A 19,349-nucleotide genomic window follows, 5' to 3' on the forward strand; every position below is an offset into this window, starting at 1 on the left:
CCCACGCGGACGGCTGCGGTGCCGGTCGGGCGGCCGGTGGCGGCGCCACGACCGGGTGCGGACCGGCCGGCTGGGGCAGCACCAGGCGGGGGTCGACGGGTGGTCTGGGCGGGGGCGCGGTCGTCATGCTGCCTCTCCTCGGACGGGTTCGGTACGCGGAAGGGTGACCTCGATGCGGCAGCCGGGCCGGGCGTTCGGCGTGGGAGCGGGCGGGTCGGCGACCCGGATGGTGCCGCCGTGCAGCTCGACCACCCAGCGGGCGATGGCCAGGCCCAGGCCCGTCCCGCCGCCGGCGGCCCGTTCGCCCCGGGTGAACCGCTCGAACACCCGGGAGCGTTCGGCAGCGGGAATGCCCTCGCCCTCGTCGGTGACGTGGACGTGCAGTTGGCCGGCCCGCTCGTCCGCGGCGACCAGCACCGTTCCACCGGGCGGGCTGTGCCGGGCGGCGTTGTCGAGCAGGTTGGCGAAGACCTGGTGCAGCCGCCCCGGGTCGGCTTGCACGGTCAGTGGCTCGGGCATCGGCCGGAGGCGGAAGTGGACCTCCTGCCCGGTGCCGGCGGCGGTGGCGGCGGCATGCTCCACCGCCTCGTCGAGGAAGCCCGCGACGTCGACCCGGACCCGGCGCAGCGGCACCACCCCGGCGTCCATCCGGGACAGGTCGAGCAGGTCGGCGACGAGGTGCCCGAGCCGCTCGGTCTGGGCCAGCGCCGCGCGCAGCGCCGCCGGTTCCGGCGTGGCCACCCCGTCGACGAGGTTCTCCAGCACACCCTGCAACGCGCTGATCGGCGTACGCAGCTCGTGCGAGACGTTCGCGATCAGCTCGCGCCGGCGTTGGTCGGCGGCGGCCAGATCGGCGGCCATCTTGTTGAACGCGTGGGCCAGCTCGCCCACCTCGTCCCGGGAGGTGGCCCGCACCCGGCGGGTGTAGTCGCCCCGGGCCATCGCCCCGGCCGCGGCGGTCATCTCGCGCAGCGGGGAGGTCATCCCGTGCGCCAGCACCTGCGCCGTGAGCAGGGCGATGGCGATGGCGGTGAGCGACGTGCCCGGCGGCAGCCAGCCGATGCCCCACCAGAAGTAGCCGACCGCGACCGCCCAGGCGGCGACCAGCAGGACGCCGAGCTTCATCTTGATCGAACGGACCGGATCGAGCGGGCGGGGCAGGTGGTCGTTCAGCCACCCCACCAGGCGGCTGGTCACGCCGGGACCTCCAGCGCGTACCCGACGCCGTGCACGGTCCGGATGAGGTCCGCGCCGAGCTTGCGGCGCAGCGCCTTGACGTGGCTGTCGACGGTACGGGTGCCGGAACCGTCCGCCCAGCCCCAGACGTCGGCGAGCAGCCGTTCCCGGGGCAGCACCGTGCGCGGCCGGCCGGCCAGGTGCAGCAGCAGGTCGAACTCGGTGGGCGTGAGGTGCACCTCGGCACCGCCCTTCAGCACCCGCCGCTCGTCCGGGCTGATCTCGATGTTGCCCAGCCGCAGGGCGGCCGGCGGGCTGCTCGCCACCCGTTCCATCCGGCGCAGCAGCACGTGCACCCGGGCGGCCAGCTCCCGCATCGAGAACGGCTTGGTCAGGTAGTCGTCGGCCCCCACGGCCAGTCCGACCAGCAGGTCGGTCTCGTCGTCCCGGGCGGTGAGCATCAGCACCGGCACCGGGCGGTCGGCCTGGATCCGGCGACACACCTCCAGCCCGTCGAAGCCGGGCAGCATCACGTCGAGGACCACGAGGTCGTGGCGACCGGCCCCGAACTTCTCGACCGCGCTCGGGCCGTCCCCGGCGATGTCCACGACGAAGCCCTCGGCCCGCAGGCGCGCGGCGACCGACTCGGCGATGGTCCGTTCGTCCTCGACCACCAGTACGCGGCGTTCCTTCATGGCGTCCGACTGTAGGGACCGGCCGTGGAGATCGGGGGCGCGCGTTGTGAACAACCTGTGGAGAACGCTTCACTCCTGTGGATAACCCGGTGGATGGCGGCCGGGTCGTTGTGGACAACCGGTGGGGATGCCAGGGTTGGCCGGTAGAGAGGAGGTGTGACGGTGACCAGCCCAGCACGGCCCGGCGGCGGTGGGGCCTGGACGGTGGACGACCTCCAGGACCTTCCCGAGGACGGCCAGGACTACGAGATTTTCGACGGGAGCCTGCTCGTGTCCCCACACGCGGACGTCTTACCCGGGGCGGTCGCCAACCGCCTCCGGCGGCTCCTCGACCAACAGGCCCCGCCCGGTCTGCTCGTCGGCCAGGACATCGGGGTCAGCGCGAAGCGCTCCTCCTACTTCGTGCCGGATCTCTTCGTCGCCCGGGAGGACGCCCTCGATCGCGGTGGCCCGGCGCTCGCCCCGGCCGACGTGCTCCTCGTGGTCGAGGTCGTCTCACCCGGCAACGCCGGTCGTGACCTGGTGCTGAAGCGCCACGAGTACGGGGTGGCCGACATCCCCTGCTACTGGCTGGTCGAGCCACGCAAGCAGACCGTGACCGTGCTGGCGAACACCGGCGCCGGCTACCGGGAGGCCGAGGTCCGCTCCGCGGCGGACGTCCTCCGGACGGATCATCCCTTCCCGCTCGTCCTCCCGGTCGCCGACATCTTCTGAACCCCGTCGCGGAACCTTCCTCCCCGCCCACGAGTGGAAGAGGTGGAGAGAGGAGGTGACGGTGTCCGACGGTGAACTGATCTCCGAGCTGTACGCCGGTTGTTTCCGCCGCCTGGTGGTCCAGTTGTACGCGGTGACCGGCGACCTGGCCGAGGCGCAGGAGGCGGTCCAGGAGGCCTTCACCCGGGCGCTGGCCGCGCCGCGGCGGCTCGCCGGCCTGGACAACCCCGAGGCCTGGTTGCGCCGGGTGGCGGTGAACGTCGCCCGGAGCCGGCACCGCCGCCGGCGGTTGCTGGACACCCTGCTGCGGCGGATCGGTCCGCCGCCGGCCGTCGCCGACCGGTCACCCGAGCACCTCGCCCTGCTGGCCGCGCTGCGTGACCTGCCCGAGGGGCAGCGGCACGCGCTGACCCTGCACTACCTGGTCGACCTGCCGGTGGACGAGGTCGCGGCCACGCTCGGCGTCTCGGCCGGCACGGTGAAGTCCCGCCTCTCCCGCGGCCGGCAGGCCCTGGCGGCCCTGCTCGCCGATGCCGAACCCACCGAGACGAGCAGCACCGGGAGGATCGATGTCCGATCGTGACTTCACCGGCTTCGACGTCGGCACCATCGCCGAGGCGGTACGCCAGCCACCCCTGGACGACCTGCGGTCGGCCGCCCGGTCCCGACGCCGGCACCGCTCGGCGGCGCTCGTGGTGACGGTGCTGATCGCGTTGGCCGGGATGGCGGCGGTGCCGCTCGCGGCCCGGTCCGGCGGGACGGATCTCGCCGGCCCTGATCAGCCCCCGGCCCGGCCGGGTCGGGCGGGTGCCGTCGTGCTGACCGGTCCGGAGTCCGGGGTCGCCGTCACCCGGTTCCGCTGCGCGGTCTACTTCGCCCGCACCGCCGACGGTGGCCGGAGCTGGTCGGACTGGGACGAGGCGAGCTACCGGCCCAGCACCTGCCAGTCCGACCACGACGACGCCCCGGACCTGGAGTACGCCGTGCTCGCCGACCGCGTTTATCTGGTGCGCGAGGAGGCCGGGTCGCGCCTCTCCACCGACGGTGGCCGCACCTGGCGGGACGCCGCCGCGGCCATCGTGCCGGTGGCCGCGTTCCCGGCGACGGCCCGTCCGGTCTTCTGTCAGCAGGGCTGCGGTGCCGTCCGGGAGCCGCTGGCCGTCGAGGGAACCACGGTGTACCGGCTCAGCGGGAAGCCACCGTCGCCGTACCCGGCGTTCAGCGTCTACCCGGCCGCCGATGGGTCGGTGTGGGTGACCTACTGGCCCGGGAGCTCGGACCAGAACAAGATCGTCGCGCGCAGCGCCGACCGGGGGGCGACCTGGACCAGCTGGCGCCCCGAGGCCGGGGCGAACGTGGTGGCGGTGGTCGGGATGGACGCTCGGGAGGGCTACCTGCTGATCGAGCCGGGGCCGCCGGACGCGTTGACGGCATCGGCCTGGTCGGCCCGGCTGCTGCGGACCGGGGATGGCGGGCGGACCTGGACGGACACCGGGACCGACCTGCCGGGGACCCAGGCGGATCCGGACATCACCCTCGGGTCGGACGGAGCGCTGCTGGTGGCGCTCTGGGGGGACGACGCTCCCGAGCCCTCGGCGAAGCTCCTGGTCAGTCGGGACGCCGGGCGGCACTTCACGGTCGCCCGCGACTACCGCAGCCTGGAGGGAACCGTCGGGGTCGCACCCGGCCGGGCCTGGCTCTACGGCCGGGACGACAGGTCGGACGCGGGACCGGACCACGCCGTGGTGACCGTCGACGGGGCGAGCTGGACTCGGTTCGCGCTGCCGCACTGATGCCGAGGCGCCGGCGGGGTCCACCCGGACCGCGCCGACCTCGGATCAGCGGTTCCAGTCCTGCTTCGCCGCCCGGACCAGCTTGTCCTTCAACTCCCGGGTGTGCCGGCGGCTCACCGGCAGCTCGGTGCCGTCGATCACCACCACGTAGCCGGAGTTGACCAGCCGCAGCTCGGCGATCAGCTTCAACTGCACCAGGTACGAGCGGTGGATCCGGACGAAGCCCGCGTCGGCCCACCGCTCGGCGAGCGTGGCCAGCGAGACCCGGACCAGGTGGGAGCCGTCGGCGGTGTGCAGCCGCGCGTAGTCGCCCTGCGCCTCCACCCAGCGCACCGCCGAGCGGGGCAGCATCCGGGTCGTCCCGGCCAGCTCGATCGGGATGGTGGGGTCCTCCTCTGCCCGGGCCAGCGCCGCCGGGTGCGAGGGGACCACCCGGGAGCCGATCACCCGGCGCAGCGACTCGGCCAGCCGGTCGGCGCGTACCGGCTTGCGCACGTAGTCCGTCGCACCCAGGTCGAAGGCGTCCACCGCGCCGTCGTCGTACGCGGTGACGAAGACGATCGCGGGTGGCCGGGCGAACCGTCGCAGCACCCGGGCCAGCTCCATGCCGTCCAGCCCGGGCATCCGGATGTCCAGGAAGACCACGTCCACGTCGCCGTCCCGGAGCACGCGCAGTGCCTCGGTGGCGTCCCCGGCCGTGTGCAGCCGGGCTACCCGGGGGTCGGCCCGCAGGTGGTACGCCAGCTCGTCCAGCGCCGGCGGCTCGTCGTCCACGGCGAGCACCCGCAGGAACCCGGAGGCGTTCATGAGCCGGCCCGTACGCCGGGGTGGAACTTCGGCACCCGCATGCTGACCTTCGTACCCGAACCCAGGCCGGTCTCGACCACCAGGCCGAACCGGTCCCCGAAGACGGACCGGAGCCGTTCGTCGACGTTCGAGAGGCCCACGTGCTGGCCGGGGTCGTCGGTCGGGTCGCTGCCGGCGCCGGCCAGCTCGGCGATGCCGGCGGTCAACGTCGTCGGATCCATCCCCACCCCGTCGTCCTCCACCGTGATGTGGCACTCCGCGCCCGCGTCCCGGGCCTCGATGCTCACCATGCCGGTGCCCGGCTTGCGGGACAACCCGTGCCGGACGGCGTTCTCCACCAGCGGCTGAAGGCAGAGGAACGGCAGGGTGACCGGCAGCACCTCCGGGGCGATCTGCAGGCGCACCTGGAGCCGCTCGCCGAACCGGGCCCGCTCGATGGTCAGGTAGCGGTCGATCGAGCGCAGCTCCTCGGCGAGGGTGGTGAACTCGCCGTGCGCCCGGAACGAGTAGCGGGTGAACTCGGCGAACTCCAGGATCAGCTCGCGGGCCCGCTCCGGGTCGGTGCGGACGAACGAGCCGATCGCGGTCAGCGCGTTGTAGATGAAATGCGGGCTGATCTGGGCGCGCAGGGCGCGCACCTCCGCGCGGGCCAGGCGCTCCCGGGACGAGTCCAGCTCGGCCAGGGCGAGCTGGTCGCCGGCCCAGTGCGCGGTCTCCAGGGTCGCCTGCACCAGCCCCGGCGCGGGCTGCCCGTCGGCGACCGCCACCAGCGCGCCCACCACCCGGCCGTCCGCGCTCAGCGGGGCGACCACCGCGCCGCGTACCGGGCAGTCCACCAGGTCGCAGTGCAGCTCCGACTCGCGCAGCACGGTCGACCGCCCGGTGCCGACCGCCTTCCGGGCCGCCGCGAGCAGCTGGTCACCGTGGTGCGCGCCGCGCCCGTCGAGGGCGAGCAGGACCTCCCGGTCCGTCAGGGCCAGGCCGGCCGCGCCCACCAGGGCCCGCAGATGGCGTACGGCCTTCGCCGCGCCCGCCGCGCTCAGCCCGGCCCGCAGCGGTTCGGCGGCCAGGCCGGCGGTGTGCAGGACCTCATACGTGGCCCGCTGGGTGGCCGTCGCGATGCCCCGCCGGCCGCGCAGCCGCAGCACCGCCCAGAGCGCCGCGGCGAGCGCGCTGACCAGCGAGACGACGCCGAACACGGCGGACAGGTTGCCACCCACGGCCCAGATCCTGTCTGGTGGGCGCGGATTCGCCAACCCCTTGGCGACGGGAGGCCGGGCGGTCAGGCCACCGCTGCGGGCTGCCCGGCGAAGAACGTCTCGGCCCGGGCCAGCGCGGCGGCGTCGGCGAGTACGTCGCCGGGGCGGTTGCCGTAGCCGACCAGCGCGCCGCCCCAGCGCATGCCGAGGTAGTCCGCGGTCAGCCGGAGCGTGCCGAGCATCGGGTCGGCCGTCGTCCGGTCCTCGTCGCTGACGGTGCTGACCGCCCAGAGCGTCTTGCCCCGCATCCGGGCCCGGAAGTCCACCCCCGGGACGCGCATCCACCCCGACCAGTGGTCGAGGTACGTCTTGACGTCCGCCGAGACGGTGTACCAGTAGAGCGGCGAGGCGATCACCACGTCGGTCGCGGTGAGCGTGGCGTCCAGCAGGACGCGTGCGTTGCCGACGGGCTCCGGGTACCGGCCCGAGCCTCGGTGCCGGACATCCTCGAACCTGGGCAGGGGCAGCTCGGCGAGGCGGAGCCAGCGCACCCGCGCGTCCACCGGCAGGCGGGTGGCCGCGTGGCGGGCCAGGGTTTCGGTGTTCCCGCCGTGCCGGGCACTGCCCAGCAGGAAGAGGTAGGAACGAGGGCCGGCGGCGGAGGAGGAACTCATGATCTCAGTGTGGTCGAGGAGATCATGAAGTTCCATTTACTCTTTCTACTTGATCATCTAAGTTCGCCTTCATGTTGGATGTCCGGCGCCTGCGCCTCCTGCACGCCCTGGCCGGCCACGGCACGGTGAACGCCGCCGCCGAGGCCCTCCACCTGACCGGCCCGGCGGTCTCCCAGCAGCTCGGCACGCTCGAACGGGAGGTGGGCGTCCGGCTCCTCGAGCGGCAGGGCCGGCGGCTGGCCCTCACCGACGCGGGACGGCTGCTCGTCGCCCACGCCGACGTCCTGCTGGACCAGCTCGCCGCCGCTGAGGCCGACGTCCTCGCGCTGCGTAACGAGATCGCCGGCACCGTCCGCCTCGGCGCGTTCTCCTCGGCCACGGCCGTGCTCGTGGCGGCCGCCTGGCGCAGCCTCGCCACCGAGCACGGCACGGATCTGGTGCTCCGGCTCGACGAGTTGGAGCCGGAACAGAGCCTCGGCGCGCTGCATCGCGGCGAACTCGACGTGGCCGTGGCGCACAGCTACGACCTGCTGCCCCTCGCGCTGCCCGCCGGCTGCCTGCGGCACGACCTGCTCACCGATCCGGTGGTCGCCGCGCTGCCAGCGGAGGACCCGGTGGCCCGGGACGGTGGACCGGTGGACCTCGTCGCGCTCGCCGAGCGGGCCTGGCTCTCCGTGCCCTCGGTCACGTCCTGCCATCAGATGCTGCAGCGGGCCTGCGGTGCCGCCGGGTTCGTGCCCCGAGTGATCGCCCAGACCAGCGAGTACGGGCCGATCCTGGCGCTCGTCGCCGCCGGAGCGGGGGTCGCCCTGCTGCCCCGGATGGGCGCGCCGGCCGTACCCGAGGGGGTGGTGCTGCGACCGCTGGCCGCGCCGGTGAACCGGCACGTCTTCGCTCTCACCCGTCGCGGCGGGGAGCGTCACCCCGCCCGCCGGGCCGTGCTCGACCACCTCGCCCGGGCCGCCGCCGACTGGCAACGGCGGGGCTGAACCGGAATCAATACGCGCCCTTGCGGGCGAGCACCACCCCGACGGTCCGCCACAGGATGCTCAGGTCGTACGCCAGCGACCAGTTGTCGACGTAGTAGAGGTCGAGCCGGACCGCCTCGTCCCAGGACAGGTCGGAGCGCCCGGAGACCTGCCAGAGCCCGGTCATGCCCGGCCGGACCAGCAGCCGGCGCCGGACGTCGCCCAGGAAGTCACCGTCGTCGGCCGGCAGCGGACGCGGCCCGACCAGGGACATCTCGCCCCACAGCACGTTGATCAGCTGGGGCAGCTCGTCGAGCGAGGAGGCCCGCAGGAAGCGGCCCACCGGGAAGACCCGGGGGTCCTCCTTCATCTTGAAGAGCATGCCGTCGGTCTCGTTCTGGTCGACCAGGCCGGCCAGCCGCTCCTCGGCGTCGACGTACATGGTCCGGAACTTCCACACCCGGAAGGTGCGTCCCTCGTGCCCGACCCGGGGCTGGCGGAAGAAGACCGGCCCGGGGTCGGAGATCCGGATCGCGATCGCGATGGCGAGAAAGAGCGGGGCCAGCAGCAGCAGGCCCAGGCCGGCGGCGACCCGGTCCATCAGGTTCTTGACGAGCAGCGCCGGGCCCGACAGCGTCGGCTCCTCGACGTGCAGCAGCGGCAGGCCCTCGATCGGGCGGATGTGCACCCGGGGGCCGGCGATGTCGGTGAGCTGGGGCGCGACCACCAGGTCGACGCCGGAGCCCTCCAGTTGCCAGGCCAGCCGGCGCAGCTCGCCCGGCTCGGCGCTGGCCGAGCCGCAGACCGCGATGGTGTCCCCGCCCACCTCGCGCACCAGGGCGAGCACGTCCCGGCCGGCGTAGACCGGCACCGGGGTCTCGATGCCGCGCGCGGCCGCGTACCCGTCAGTGAGGTGGATGGCCACCGGAACCAGGCCGGCGCTCGGGGTGCGGGTGACCGCGGTGTGGACCTCCAGGCACTCCGGCAGGGTGCCGACCAGCACCATCCGGTGCCCGGCCTGACCGGCCCGGCTGCGGATGGCGTGCAGGGCGGCCCGGGCGATCATCCGGCCGAGCAGGATCAGCAGCATCGCCCCGAGCAGGGCGAAGCCGACCGTCCACCGGGAGAGCGAGGTCTTGGTCGCGAAGGCGATGAAGGAGACGGTGGCGGCGACCGCCACGCCGGCCCGGATCACCCGCTTGAACTCGTCCGGCCCGAGGCCGAGATAGCGCCGGTCGTACGCCCGGTTGCCCCACAGGATGATCAACCAGCCGAGCGGCAGCAGCAGGAAGGCGACCGTGTAGAACCAGGACTGGGGGGCGTCCTTGAAGCCGGAGGCGGCCTGCTCGAAGATCTGGATGGCCAGGTAGCTGGCCAGGGCCGCCGCGCCGAAGTCCAGCAGCAGGAGGGCCACGATGTAGGGGCGGTGCCAGCGGGACACCCGGCGCCGGGCGCGGGCCCACGCCGACCGGGGTACGCCGTTGTGCGACGGCGGAGTCGGCGGCTGGATCTCGAAGCTGTCGACGTGCCGCACGCTCTTGCTCCGGCCTGTGTTGGTTACCGGGCGCTGGAGGCTTGTCGTCACCTCAACCCATGTCCTCCCGCATGACCCGTGCCCTCACTCGGCGTGAGGACCCGGGTCGCCCACCGTTCCAGTCTCCCACGCGGGTCCGGGCCTGACGGGCAGTCCCGTCCGTCGGTCCTTGCGGGGATCTGGCCGGCTCCGTATCGGTTGTGAAGCCGGGGACCGAGCCACTATACCGATGGATGGCGGCCCCGGTAGAGGTGCGGAGCGGGAGGTTCGGCGATCGGCGGCCGATTCCTCTCCGTAACTGACGGGTGGGATTACTCACCGTACGAGCCGGGACAACCTACGGTCAGCGAGCGGCTTGCCGCCGGTCTGGCAGGTGGGGCAGTACTGGAGGCTGGAGTCGGCGAACGAGACCTCGCGCACGGTGTCGCCACAGACCGGACAGGGCAGCCCGGTCCGGGCGTGCACCTTGAGCCCCGAGCGCTTCTCGCCCTTCAACTCGGCCGCCCGCTGCCCCATCGAGCGCCGGACCGCGTCGCCCAGCACCGTCCGGGTCGCCGCGTGCAGCGCGGCCAGCTGGTCGTCGCTGAGCCGGTCGGTGATCGCGAACGGGGACAGCTTCGCCGCGTGCAGGATCTCGTCCGAGTACGCGTTGCCGACCCCGGCCAGCACCGCCTGGTCGGTCAGCACCCCCTTGACCTGGCCCCGGCGGCTGCGGATCCGCTCGGCGAAGGTGGCCAGGTCGGCGCCGAGCGCGTCCGGACCCAGCTTCGCCACCCCGGGCACCTGCGCCGGGTCGGTCACCAGGTACGCGGCCAGCTTCTTCTGGGTGCCGGCCTCGGTCAGGTCGAAGCCGGAGCCGTCGTCGAGGCGTACCCGGAGGGCGACCGGGCCCTTGCCGGGACGGAGCGGGGTGGTCGACGGGAACGCCTCCCGGTAGTGCAGCCAGCCCGCCCGGGCCAGGTGGACCACGAGGTGCAGCCCGCCGTCGAAGATCACGTCCAGGAACTTGCCGTGCCGGCCCGCGCCGACCACCGCCCGGCCCGACACCGCGCTCGGCGGCGGATCGTACGTCTTCAGGGCACTGATCGCGGCGACCTCGACACGCTCGACGCGCCGGCCCACCGCCCGCTCGCGCAGATATCCGGCGAGCGCTTCCACCTCCGGTAGTTCGGGCACCGTACAACGGTAGCCTTCTTTGCCGTGAGAATCGTGGTGGCGCACAACCGGTACCGGGAAGCCCAGCCTTCCGGCGAGAACACGATCGTCGACGCCGAGATCGGGCAGCTCACCGCGGCCGGGGTGGAGGTGCTGCCGTTCCTGCGCAGCTCCGACGAGATCCCCGCGATGTCGAAGGCGGCGAAGGCGCTGCTGCCGATCTCCCCGATCTGGGCGCCCAAGGCTCAGCACGATCTGGACCGGCTGCTCGCCGAGCACCGGCCCGACGTGCTGCACCTGCACAACCCGTACCCGCTGCTCTCGCCCTGGGTGGTGCGGACCGCGCACAAGCGGGGGGTGCCGGTGGTGCAGACGGTGCACAACTACCGGCAGGTCTGCTCCTCCGGGCTCTACTTCCGGGACGGCGTCATCTGCCAGGACTGCCGGGGCCGGGCGCTCGGCGTGCCGGCGATCGTGCACCGCTGCTACCGCAACTCGCGGGCGCAGAGCGCCCTGATGGCCACCACCCTCGCCGTGCACCGCCCGACGTGGCGCTCGGTGGACCGGTTCATCGCGCTGACCAGCGCCGTGGCCGACCACCTGCGCGACTACGGCATTCCGGACGAACGGATCGTGGTCAAGCCGAACGCCGTCCCGGACCCGGGCATCCCGACGCCGCTCGGCGAGGGCTTCCTCTACATGGCCCGGCTCACCCCGGAGAAGGGGCTGGACCTGCTGCTGGAGGCGTGGCGGCGGCACCCGGTCGGTGCGCTGGGCCCGCTGCGGATCGCCGGCGACGGCGAGCTGCGCACGCAGGTCGAGGCGGCGGCGGCCGAGCGGTCGGACGTGCTCTACCTGGGGCAGCTCGACCGGGCGGGGGTACGCGCGGCGCTCACCGCCAGCGCCGTGGTGCTGGCCACCTCCACCTGGCACGACGTGCTGCCCACCGTGATCATCGAGGCGCTGGCCAGCGGCCGGCCGGTGCTCGGCACCGCGCTCGGCGGCATCCCGTACCTGGTCGGCGCCGACACCCCCCGGGAACCCGCCGGCACCGGTCCGGCCGAGGTGGCCTCGGCGCCGGTTGGCGGATCCGACCGCCCCGCCATGCCCGAGGGGATCAAGGCGGGCGACGCCGGCTGGGTGGTCGCGCCCGAGCCGGCCGCGCTGGCTGCCGCCCTGCCGGTCGCCCTGGTAGGGGCCCCCGCGCTGGCCGGCTCCGCGCGGGCCCGCTACGAGCGCATCTTCCACCCCGACGTGGTCACCAAGCGCCTCATCGACATCTACGCCGACGTCGCCCGCACCTCCCGCGTCTGACCCTCCCGCTCCCGCCCCGTCGCTCTCCGATGCCACGCCAACCTGGATCGAGCACGGTCATGCCGTGAACCTGCGCGCCGTCTCGCGCACTGAGAGATTCTGTTCGCATCGCGAGACATCAGGAAGATCTTGGAAGGAATCGGCCCCTCTGGGGGCCATTTCCTTCCAAGATCTCCAGCCGTGGCGGGTGGCGTGGAGGGGGTCAGCGGAGGGAGGCGCGAGCGGAGAAGGCGATGCTGGCGAGCAGGAAGGCGCCGTTGACGATGGTGAACGCGACGATCACCCAGACGGTGAGCGCGGGCGCGACGGTGAGCACCAGGCCGGCCAGGAAGATCACCGCGCCGTAGTCCCGGACCAGCTTGACCAGGCGTACGGGCAGCGAGGTCGAGGTGACCATGCTGGCCGCGTTCGGCCCGGCCTGCATCACCGAGGTGACCAGGTTGACCATCCAGGTGCCGGCGAAGACCGCGATCAGCCAGGCCGGCGTCGACGGGCGCTGCGCCACGGCGGTCGCCCCGAGGGCGGTGACCAGGGCGATCTGGGCGGCCACGTCGCAGAGCACGTCGACCCGGGCACCGGCGGCAGTGCCCTGCTTGGTGACCCGGGCGAGCTGACCGTCCGCGCAGTCCAGGGCGTACGCGATCTGCCAGGCGACCAGGGCGAGCAGCCCGACCGCCCAGGCCGGGACGGCGGCGGCGGCGACCTTGCCGGCGAGCGCGACCACGGTGACCGAGGCGGCCAGCCCGAGCACCAGGTTGGTGATGGTCAGCGCGGTCGGGCGCAGGCCGAGCCGCTGGGCGACCAGCGCGAAGACCGCGCCGATCCACTGGCTGATCGACTCGCTGAAGAGGCCGCCGCCCCGGTTGACCCGGTGGAAGTCGGCGACGGTGGGGCGGGACGGTTCAGCCAAGGTCGCGGAGTGCACCGGCGTAGTCTGCCAGCCGCTCCCGCGTCTCGGTAGGCGACATCGCGAGGTGTTCGAGGATGGTGTAGCGGTCCGGCCGGGTGGCCGGCGCGAACTGCACCGCCGCCACGAACTGGTCCTCGGTCAACTCCACCTCGGCGGGCAGCCGGGGCAGGCCGTGCCGGACCAGGCAGGCGGACATCTCGGCGAACCGGCGATCGTCGCCGCGCAGGAAGGTGCAGAACAGCGCGCCGAGTCCGGCCAGCTCTCCGTGCGAGGCGGTGCCCGGGTAGAGGGCGTCGATGGCGTGCATGATCTCGTGGCAACCGCCGCTGGCCGGACGGCTGGTGCCGCAGACCGCCATCGCCAGGCCGGTGGAGATCAACGCCTCGGCCAGCACCGTCACGAACGCGTCGTCGCTCATGTCGCCCCGATGGGCCAGCACCGCCTCGGCGCCCATCCGGGCCAGCGACGCGGCCAGCCCGTCGACCGGTTCGCCGCGCACCTGGCGGGCCAGCTCCCAGTCGGCCAGAGCGCTGATGTTGCTCACCACGTCGCCGATGCCGGCCCGGTTGTGCCGTTCGGGCCCGGCCTCCACGAAGTCCAGGTCGACGATCACCGCGATCGGGATGTGCACCCCGTACGAGCCCTTGATCCCGTCGGTGATCAGGCTGGCCACCGGGGAGGCGATGCCGTCGTTGGCCAGGCCGGTCGCCACGGTGACCATGGGCAGGCCACGCCGGGTGGCGGCGTACTTCGCCACGTCGATGGTCTTGCCGCCGCCGATGCCGACCACCGCGTCGTACGACCGGTGGCGCAGCTTGGCGCCCAGGTCGTCGGCGGCGTCCAGGGTGCCGCCGGCCACCGTGAACACGTCCGCCGAGCGCAGCGACGGCCGGATCAGCTCGGCGATCTGCTCACCCTGGCCGGGCCCGACCACCACCGCCACGTCACCGCCGGCCGAGATCCGCCCGTCGACGAGGATCGCGGCGAGATCCGCCACCGCGCCCCGCCGCACGTCGATGTGCAGCGGGGTGAGGATGGTCCGGGCTAGTAGCGGCACGCGATCTCCCGCGCCCGCGCCAGGTCGTCGTGGTTGTCCACCTCGACCCAGGCCACGTCGCCGATCGGCGCGGCGCGCACCTCGCCGCCCCGGTCCGCGAACTCCTGGTAGCCGTCCTCGTAGTAGAGGTTCGGGTCGCGCCGCCAGGTCGCCTCCAGGGCGTCGGCCAGCGCGTCGGCCACCTGCGGCTCGATCAGCGTCGCGCCGATGTACTCGCCGTACGCCTCCAGCGGGTCCATCAGCTTGGTGATCCGGGTGAGCTGGCCGGCGGCGTCGAAGGTGGTCTTCATCTCCTCCTCGGCCAGCACCTTGATGTTGTCGACGGCGAGCAGGATGCCCGGGCCGCGCTCGGCCAGCAGGGTCTTCTCCACGCTCACCGGGTGCACGGTGTCGCCGTTGACCAGCAGCACCCCGCGGGAGAAGTACTCCCGGGCCAGCCAGAGGGAGTACGCGTTGTTCCACTCCTCGGCCTTGTCGTTGTGCACCAGGGTGAGGCTGACGCCGTACTTCTCCTGCAGCGCCGCCTGCCGCTCGCGGACCGCGTCGGCGGCGTAGCCGACCACGATCACGATCTCGGTGAGCCCCACCTCGGCGAGGTTGCGGAGCGCGATGTCGAGGATGGTGGTCTCCCCGTCAACCGGCACCAGGGCCTTGGGCAGGGTGTCGGTGTACGGGCGCAGCCGCCGCCCCGCACCGGCCGCGAGCACCATCCCGATCATGCCGGCATCCTCCTCAGTACTACTGCTGGTCACCGGTGGAGGATACCGGCGGCCGGTCGGCCGGCCGCCGTCATCCGGGGTTCAGCCCGGCAGGGCCGCCAGGTCGGCGAGCACGGCCAGCCGCTCCTCGGCGGTCAGCACCGTGTACGGGCCGGCCGCCCGCCGGTCGGTCTCCTGCTCGATGGCCAGCCGTTCCGGGCCCGGCGGCAGCTCGACGATGCTGGTCGCGGTGTGCCCGGCGGCGGTCCACGCCGCGGCGTGCGCGTCCGCCCGGTGGTAGCGCAGCGTGCCCAGCCGGTTGAGCAGCAGCAGCCCCGGCGGGGCGGCCGCCGGCTCGTACGGCGGGGCCATCGCGGTGAACGCGCCCGGCCCGTCGTCCTCGGTCAGCAGCACGGCGTACGCGAGCACCCGGCCGAGCGCGGTCACCAGGCGGGCCACCCGGTCGTCGTGGCCGGCCCACAGCTCCTCGGTGACCTCGGCGTGCACCCCGTACAGCTCGCCCAGGAAGGCCAGTCCGCGTTCGGTGGCGCAGAAGCCGCCGTCCGGAACGCGCTGGAGCATCCCGTACGCGACCTGCTTGTCCACCGCCCGTCGGCAGGCGGCGGGGTCCCGGTAGCGGGTGACCGCGGCGAAGCCCGCCCCGTCCACCGTGCCGCCCGGCGCGGCCAGCCGGGTGCGGAACTCCACCAGGAAGCCGGTGGCGGCCGGTCCGCCGTACCGGGAACTCAGCTCCGCGCCGCCGCCGTCCCGGCCGGCCAGCATGCCGGCGACGAAGGCTCGGTCGACGGCCGGGGCGACCAGCCCCGCGAACCGGTGCGGCGGCAGCTCGACCTGGTTGCTCACAGTCCGATCGAGTGGAGCGCGGCGAAGGCGTCCTCGGCGATCCGCCGGATCAGCCCGTCGTTGACGTCCCGGTGCTCGTCGAGCAGGCCGACCTCCCGCTCCGCCAGCCACCGGAACTCGGTGTGCTTGCCTTCCTCCAGGGTGGGGCGGCTCAGGTCGCCGTCCACCCGGACCAGGAAGTCGGTCTCCACCCGGGCCAGCCCGTCGTCGGCGGTGTACGCGTACTCGCCGACCAGGCCGAGCACGTGCGACACCGACCAGCCGGTCTCCTCGGCGACCTCCCGGCGCAGGGCGTCCTCGACGCTCTCGCCCGGCTCGAGGTGGCCGCCCACGATGTCCCAGCAGTTCGGGAAGAGGCGCCGCTCGGGGGACCGACGCTGGATGAAGATGCGGCCGTCGTCGTCGACGATCAGCGCGCCGGCGCAGCGGAGAGGCTCGGTGGGCACGTCAACACGGTAGCGAGCCGTGGCCGTTTTCGCCGATGCCCGGTCTTGTCCCGGTACGCATCGATGGCCCACCATGTCCGTACCGAGGCCACCGTCCCATAGGGGTGATGCGTGATGCAGGTTCGGGAAGCGATGTCCAGCCAGGTACTCGTGGTCGGCCCGGAGCACACGCTCCGCCAAGCGGCCCGGATGATGTCGGCCCGCCGCGTCGGGTCGGCGGTCGTGATCGACCCGGACTCCGAGGGGGTCGGGATCATGACCGAACGTGATGTGCTCAACGCGATCGGGTCCGGGCTCGACCCGGATGTGGAACGGACCGGCTCCCACCTCACCTGGGACGTCGTCTACGCCGGTCCGGACTGGACGGTGGAGGAGGCCGCGGCGGCCATGGCCCGGGGCGGCTTCCGGCACCTGGTGGTGCTGGACGGCCGTGAGGTGGCCGGGGTGATCTCGGTACGTGACCTGATGCGGGTCTGGGCCGGGCGGCACGCCACCACGCCGGTCTGACTCCGGCAGGGTCGCCGGGGCCCGGAACGGGCCCCGGCGACGGGCGTTCGCGAGCCCGCCTCGGGTCCCGGATCGGCCGGTCGGACGGATCGACCGCCCGCATGTTGAACTTCGCGTGTATGCCGGCCGGACCGCCCGGAGCAGGCCCTAGGCTCGTGCGCATGACCGCCGAGCAGCTGATCTCCTTCGCCCGTGGCGCTCCCTCGCTGGACATCGTCGATGTCGAGGGGCTCAAGGCCGCCGCCGTCCGCGCCTTCGACGCCGACCCCGCCGGGATCACGGCGTACGGCACCTCCGTCGGTTACCCGCCCCTGCGAAAGTGGATCGCGGAGAAGCACGGCGTCGAGGCCGACCAGGTGCTGATCACCAACGGCTCGCTCCAGGCCGACGCGTTCCTCTTCGACCACCTGGTCCGCCGGGGCGACGCGGTGGTCGTCGAGCGCCCGACGTACGACCGGACGCTGCTCAACCTCCAGCAGATGGGCGGCGAGATCCACGGCGTGACTGTCCAGCCGGACGGCCTGGACACCGCCGAGCTGCGCAAGCTGCTGGAGTCGGGGGTCCGGCCGCGGCTGGCCCATGTGATCCCGAACTACCAGAACCCGGCCGGGGTGACCCTCTCCCTGGAGAAGCGCCGGGAGCTGCTCGACCTGGCCGCCGAGTACGGCTTCACGATCTTCGAGGACGACCCGTACGCGGACATCCGGTTCCGCGGCGAGCCGCTGCCGTCGATGCTGTCGATGGACACCCGGGGCGTGGTGGTGCACGCCTCCAGCTTCACCAAGACGGTCTGCCCCGGGGTCCGGGTCGGCTACCTGATCGGCCCGGCCGAGCTGATCGCCGCCATCGCCAAGCGGGCCACCAACCTCTACATCTCGCCCGGCATGGTGTCCGAGGCGATCGTGCACCAGTTCTGCGTCTCCGGCGACATCGAGCGGTCGATCCGTACCGTCTCGGCCGCCCTCGGCGAGCGGGCCCGGGTGCTCGCCGACTCGCTGCGCCGGCACATCCCGGAGGCCCGGTTCGTGGAGCCGGACGGCGGCTACTTCCTCTGGGTGGAGCTGCCGGAGGACGTCGAGGTGGACCGGCTCGCCCCGGCGGCCGCCGAGCGCGGGGTCGCGGTGGTCAAGGGGAGCGACTTCCTGATCGAGGGCGGCCGGCACGCGCTGCGGCTGGCCTTCTCGGCGGTGACCGCGGACCGGATCGACGAGGGCGTCCGGCGGCTGGCCGAGGCGGTGGCGGCCGTCCGGGGCTGAAACTTCTGTCGGGTTTCCGACAGTTCGGCGATGCCGGCCGGTTCAGCCCTCCCGCTGGGCCGGTCGGCGGTCGCACAATGCTGCGAGCGCCGTTCACCTTTCGTCGGTGACGGGTCCGCCCTCCCGGGGAGCCCCCTCGCGGCCCCGCCCGGACCGTCGGCGCGGACAGCACCACTCCCGCCCCCAAAGGGTGCCGGGTGGGCCGTGTCGCCCCTCACCCCCCTGACGCGGCCGGCCCGCCCGGCGCCACCCGTGGAGTGACGCGGGTCGCACCGGCTCCGGTGCCCGCCGCGCTCGCCCGTGCTGCGGTCCGCCCCGATCGGCGTAACCTGCAAGCCGCAGCATCGTGGGGAGGGGGCGAGATGACCGACCGGGTGGCGAACGACCGCACTGCCGGGCAGCACGGCGGCCGGGGGCTCCGGCCCCGGGCCTGGGCGGCACCGGTCCGTGCCATGTCCCGCATCCTCAACGCCGACGGCTCCCCGCGTACGCCGCAACCGGCGGGCCCCGGGCGGAGCGGGATCGTCGACTGCGGCCTGTACGTCGACGGCGAGCGCCAGCCCGGCGAGTGGCACTACGCCGACGCCCTCACCGCGGCCCGCGAGGAGCGGAACGCGTTCGTCTGGCTCGGCCTGCACGAGCCGGAACTGGACGAGATGAGCGCCATCGCGGCCACCTTCGGCCTGCACGAGCTGGCCGTGGAGGATGCGGTCAAGGCCGAGCAGCGCCCCAAGCTGGAGCGCTTCGGCGAGGTCTCCTTCCTGGTGCTGCGCACCGCCCGGTACTGCGAGCACACCGAGCTGACCGAGAACTCCGAGGTGGTGGAGACCGGCCAGGTGATGCTCTTCATCGGGCCGAACTTCCTGATCAGCGTCCGGCACGGGGACGCCTGCCGGCTCTCGGCGGTCCGGGCCGACCTGGAGGCGAAGCGCGACCTGCTGGAGCACGGCCCCTGGGCGGTGGCGTACGCGGTGACCGACCGGGTGGTGGACCTCTACCTGGAGGTGGCCGACCGGTTGGAGGACGACCTCGACGTGCTGGAGGCGGACGTCTTCGACCGGCAGGGCAGCGGCCGGATCCAGCGGATCTACCAGATGAAGCGGGAGCTGGTGGAGTTCAAGCGGGCGGTGGTGCCGTTGCAGCGTCCGCTGCTCACCCTCACCTCGCAGGTCAACCGGGACGTGCCGCAGGAGGTGCGGCGCTACTTCCGGGACGTGCAGGACCACCTCAGCCGCACGGTCGAGCAGGTCAACTCGTACGACGACCTGCTCAACTCGATCCTCCAGGCGCGGCTGGCCCAGGTCACCGTCGACCAGAACAACGACATGCGCAAGATCGCGGCCTGGGCCGCCATCGGTGCGGTGTGGACCGCTGTCGCCGGCATCTACGGCATGAACTTCAAGTACATGCCGGAGCTGACCTGGACCTACGGCTACCCGGGGGTCTGGGCGGTCTGCCTGATCTCCTCGTTCATCCTCTACCGGCTGTTCCGCCGCAACGGCTGGCTGTAACCATCTTCGTCCCCGCCGGTGACGAGGGCCGAGTCCTCGTGCGGATCAGCGAAGGTCACGGACTATCCGCC

General features: G+C 73.2%; 20 protein-coding genes. 8 read left to right on the plus strand and 12 right to left on the minus strand.

The genetic code is table 11. The annotated features are described in order from the left end of the window. Positions 1-123 precede the first annotated feature (123 nt). Both ACWEVO_RS08305 and ACWEVO_RS08310 read right to left on the minus strand, forming a co-directional pair. Positions 124-1,197, minus strand: a complete 1,074-nt coding sequence (locus ACWEVO_RS08305) for a HAMP domain-containing sensor histidine kinase (RefSeq protein WP_452306888.1) — start codon at positions 1,195-1,197, stop codon at positions 124-126. Next, positions 1,194-1,871 (minus strand): response regulator transcription factor, encoded by a 678-nt coding sequence (locus ACWEVO_RS08310; protein WP_452306889.1) that lies wholly within the window; start codon positions 1,869-1,871, stop codon positions 1,194-1,196. The genes ACWEVO_RS08305 and ACWEVO_RS08310 overlap by 4 nt, the downstream gene beginning before the upstream one ends. 162 nt (positions 1,872-2,033) lie before the next feature. On the opposite strand from ACWEVO_RS08310, the gene ACWEVO_RS08315 reads away from it, so the two are divergent. The 3 genes from ACWEVO_RS08315 to ACWEVO_RS08325 all read left to right on the plus strand — a co-directional run bounded on the left by ACWEVO_RS08315 (position 2,034) and on the right by ACWEVO_RS08325 (position 4,378). Further along, the gene (locus ACWEVO_RS08315) at positions 2,034-2,585 is read left to right on the plus strand and encodes a Uma2 family endonuclease (protein WP_452306890.1); all 552 of its coding nucleotides are present in this window, start codon (positions 2,034-2,036) and stop codon (positions 2,583-2,585) included. Positions 2,586-2,646: 61 nt separating this feature from the next. Beyond that, positions 2,647-3,168, plus strand: coding sequence for an RNA polymerase sigma factor (locus ACWEVO_RS08320; protein WP_452306891.1), 522 nt, complete (start codon positions 2,647-2,649; stop codon positions 3,166-3,168). After that, the gene (locus tag ACWEVO_RS08325; protein ID WP_452306892.1) at positions 3,155-4,378 is read left to right on the plus strand and encodes a hypothetical protein; all 1,224 of its coding nucleotides are present in this window, start codon (positions 3,155-3,157) and stop codon (positions 4,376-4,378) included. The genes ACWEVO_RS08320 and ACWEVO_RS08325 overlap by 14 nt, the downstream gene beginning before the upstream one ends. A 45-nt stretch (positions 4,379-4,423) precedes the next feature. Here the strand turns inward: ACWEVO_RS08325 and ACWEVO_RS08330 are convergent, their stop codons facing one another. The 3 genes from ACWEVO_RS08330 to ACWEVO_RS08340 form a co-directional block, all read right to left on the minus strand. After that, a complete protein-coding gene (locus ACWEVO_RS08330; RefSeq protein WP_452306893.1) occupies positions 4,424-5,185 on the minus strand; it encodes a LytR/AlgR family response regulator transcription factor in 762 nt (253 codons plus the stop codon). After that, positions 5,182-6,405, minus strand: coding sequence for a sensor histidine kinase (locus ACWEVO_RS08335; protein WP_452306894.1), 1,224 nt, complete (start codon positions 6,403-6,405; stop codon positions 5,182-5,184). The genes ACWEVO_RS08330 and ACWEVO_RS08335 overlap by 4 nt, the downstream gene beginning before the upstream one ends. 62 nt (positions 6,406-6,467) lie before the next feature. Then, positions 6,468-7,058 (minus strand): flavodoxin family protein, encoded by a 591-nt coding sequence (locus tag ACWEVO_RS08340; RefSeq protein ID WP_452306895.1) that lies wholly within the window; start codon positions 7,056-7,058, stop codon positions 6,468-6,470. Positions 7,059-7,129: 71 nt separating this feature from the next. Between ACWEVO_RS08340 and ACWEVO_RS08345 the strand changes: the two genes are divergently transcribed. Continuing rightward, complete coding sequence (locus ACWEVO_RS08345; RefSeq protein ID WP_452306896.1) at positions 7,130-8,047, plus strand: LysR family transcriptional regulator; 918 nt, start codon at positions 7,130-7,132, stop codon at positions 8,045-8,047. A gap of 7 nt (positions 8,048-8,054) precedes the next feature. Here the strand turns inward: ACWEVO_RS08345 and ACWEVO_RS08350 are convergent, their stop codons facing one another. Then, the gene (locus ACWEVO_RS08350) at positions 8,055-9,560 is read right to left on the minus strand and encodes a sugar transferase (protein WP_452306897.1); all 1,506 of its coding nucleotides are present in this window, start codon (positions 9,558-9,560) and stop codon (positions 8,055-8,057) included. 315 nt (positions 9,561-9,875) lie between these two features. After that, positions 9,876-10,736, minus strand: a complete 861-nt coding sequence (locus tag ACWEVO_RS08355) for an Fpg/Nei family DNA glycosylase (RefSeq protein WP_452306898.1) — start codon at positions 10,734-10,736, stop codon at positions 9,876-9,878. A gap of 24 nt (positions 10,737-10,760) precedes the next feature. On the opposite strand from ACWEVO_RS08355, the gene ACWEVO_RS08360 reads away from it, so the two are divergent. Beyond that, positions 10,761-12,029: a glycosyltransferase family 4 protein gene (locus ACWEVO_RS08360; RefSeq protein ID WP_452306899.1), complete on the plus strand. Its 1,269-nt coding sequence runs from the start codon at positions 10,761-10,763 to the stop codon at positions 12,027-12,029. A 202-nt stretch (positions 12,030-12,231) separates the two neighbouring features. Here ACWEVO_RS08360 and ACWEVO_RS08365 read toward each other — a convergent pair whose 3' ends face one another. The 5 genes from ACWEVO_RS08365 to ACWEVO_RS08385 all read right to left on the minus strand — a co-directional run bounded on the left by ACWEVO_RS08365 (position 12,232) and on the right by ACWEVO_RS08385 (position 16,004). Then, the gene (locus tag ACWEVO_RS08365; protein ID WP_452306900.1) at positions 12,232-12,954 is read right to left on the minus strand and encodes a CDP-alcohol phosphatidyltransferase family protein; all 723 of its coding nucleotides are present in this window, start codon (positions 12,952-12,954) and stop codon (positions 12,232-12,234) included. Then, complete coding sequence (locus tag ACWEVO_RS08370) at positions 12,932-13,996, minus strand: iron-containing alcohol dehydrogenase family protein (RefSeq protein WP_452306901.1); 1,065 nt, start codon at positions 13,994-13,996, stop codon at positions 12,932-12,934. The genes ACWEVO_RS08365 and ACWEVO_RS08370 overlap by 23 nt, the downstream gene beginning before the upstream one ends. Further along, on the minus strand, positions 13,984-14,715 hold the full coding sequence (locus ACWEVO_RS08375; protein WP_452306907.1) for a phosphocholine cytidylyltransferase family protein: 732 nt from the start codon (positions 14,713-14,715) through the stop codon (positions 13,984-13,986). Before ACWEVO_RS08375 ends, ACWEVO_RS08370 begins: the two co-directional genes overlap by 13 nt. A gap of 81 nt (positions 14,716-14,796) precedes the next feature. After that, positions 14,797-15,558 (minus strand): hypothetical protein, encoded by a 762-nt coding sequence (locus tag ACWEVO_RS08380; protein WP_452306902.1) that lies wholly within the window; start codon positions 15,556-15,558, stop codon positions 14,797-14,799. Further along, positions 15,555-16,004, minus strand: a complete 450-nt coding sequence (locus ACWEVO_RS08385; protein ID WP_452306903.1) for an NUDIX hydrolase — start codon at positions 16,002-16,004, stop codon at positions 15,555-15,557. The genes ACWEVO_RS08380 and ACWEVO_RS08385 overlap by 4 nt, the downstream gene beginning before the upstream one ends. 114 nt (positions 16,005-16,118) lie before the next feature. Between ACWEVO_RS08385 and ACWEVO_RS08390 the strand changes: the two genes are divergently transcribed. From ACWEVO_RS08390 to corA, 3 genes are all read left to right on the plus strand, one after another. Further along, entirely contained in the window at positions 16,119-16,511 is a 393-nt protein-coding gene (locus ACWEVO_RS08390; RefSeq protein WP_452306904.1) for a CBS domain-containing protein, read from the plus strand. Between the two features lie 161 nt (positions 16,512-16,672). Next, a complete protein-coding gene (locus ACWEVO_RS08395) occupies positions 16,673-17,767 on the plus strand; it encodes an aminotransferase-like domain-containing protein (protein ID WP_452306905.1) in 1,095 nt (364 codons plus the stop codon). 362 nt (positions 17,768-18,129) lie between these two features. Continuing rightward, positions 18,130-19,278 (plus strand): magnesium/cobalt transporter CorA, encoded by a 1,149-nt coding sequence (corA, locus tag ACWEVO_RS08400; RefSeq protein WP_452306906.1) that lies wholly within the window; start codon positions 18,130-18,132, stop codon positions 19,276-19,278. The last annotated feature ends 71 nt before the right edge of the window (positions 19,279-19,349 follow it).

It is taken from the genome of Micromonospora sp. NPDC003776 (assembly GCF_053605645.1).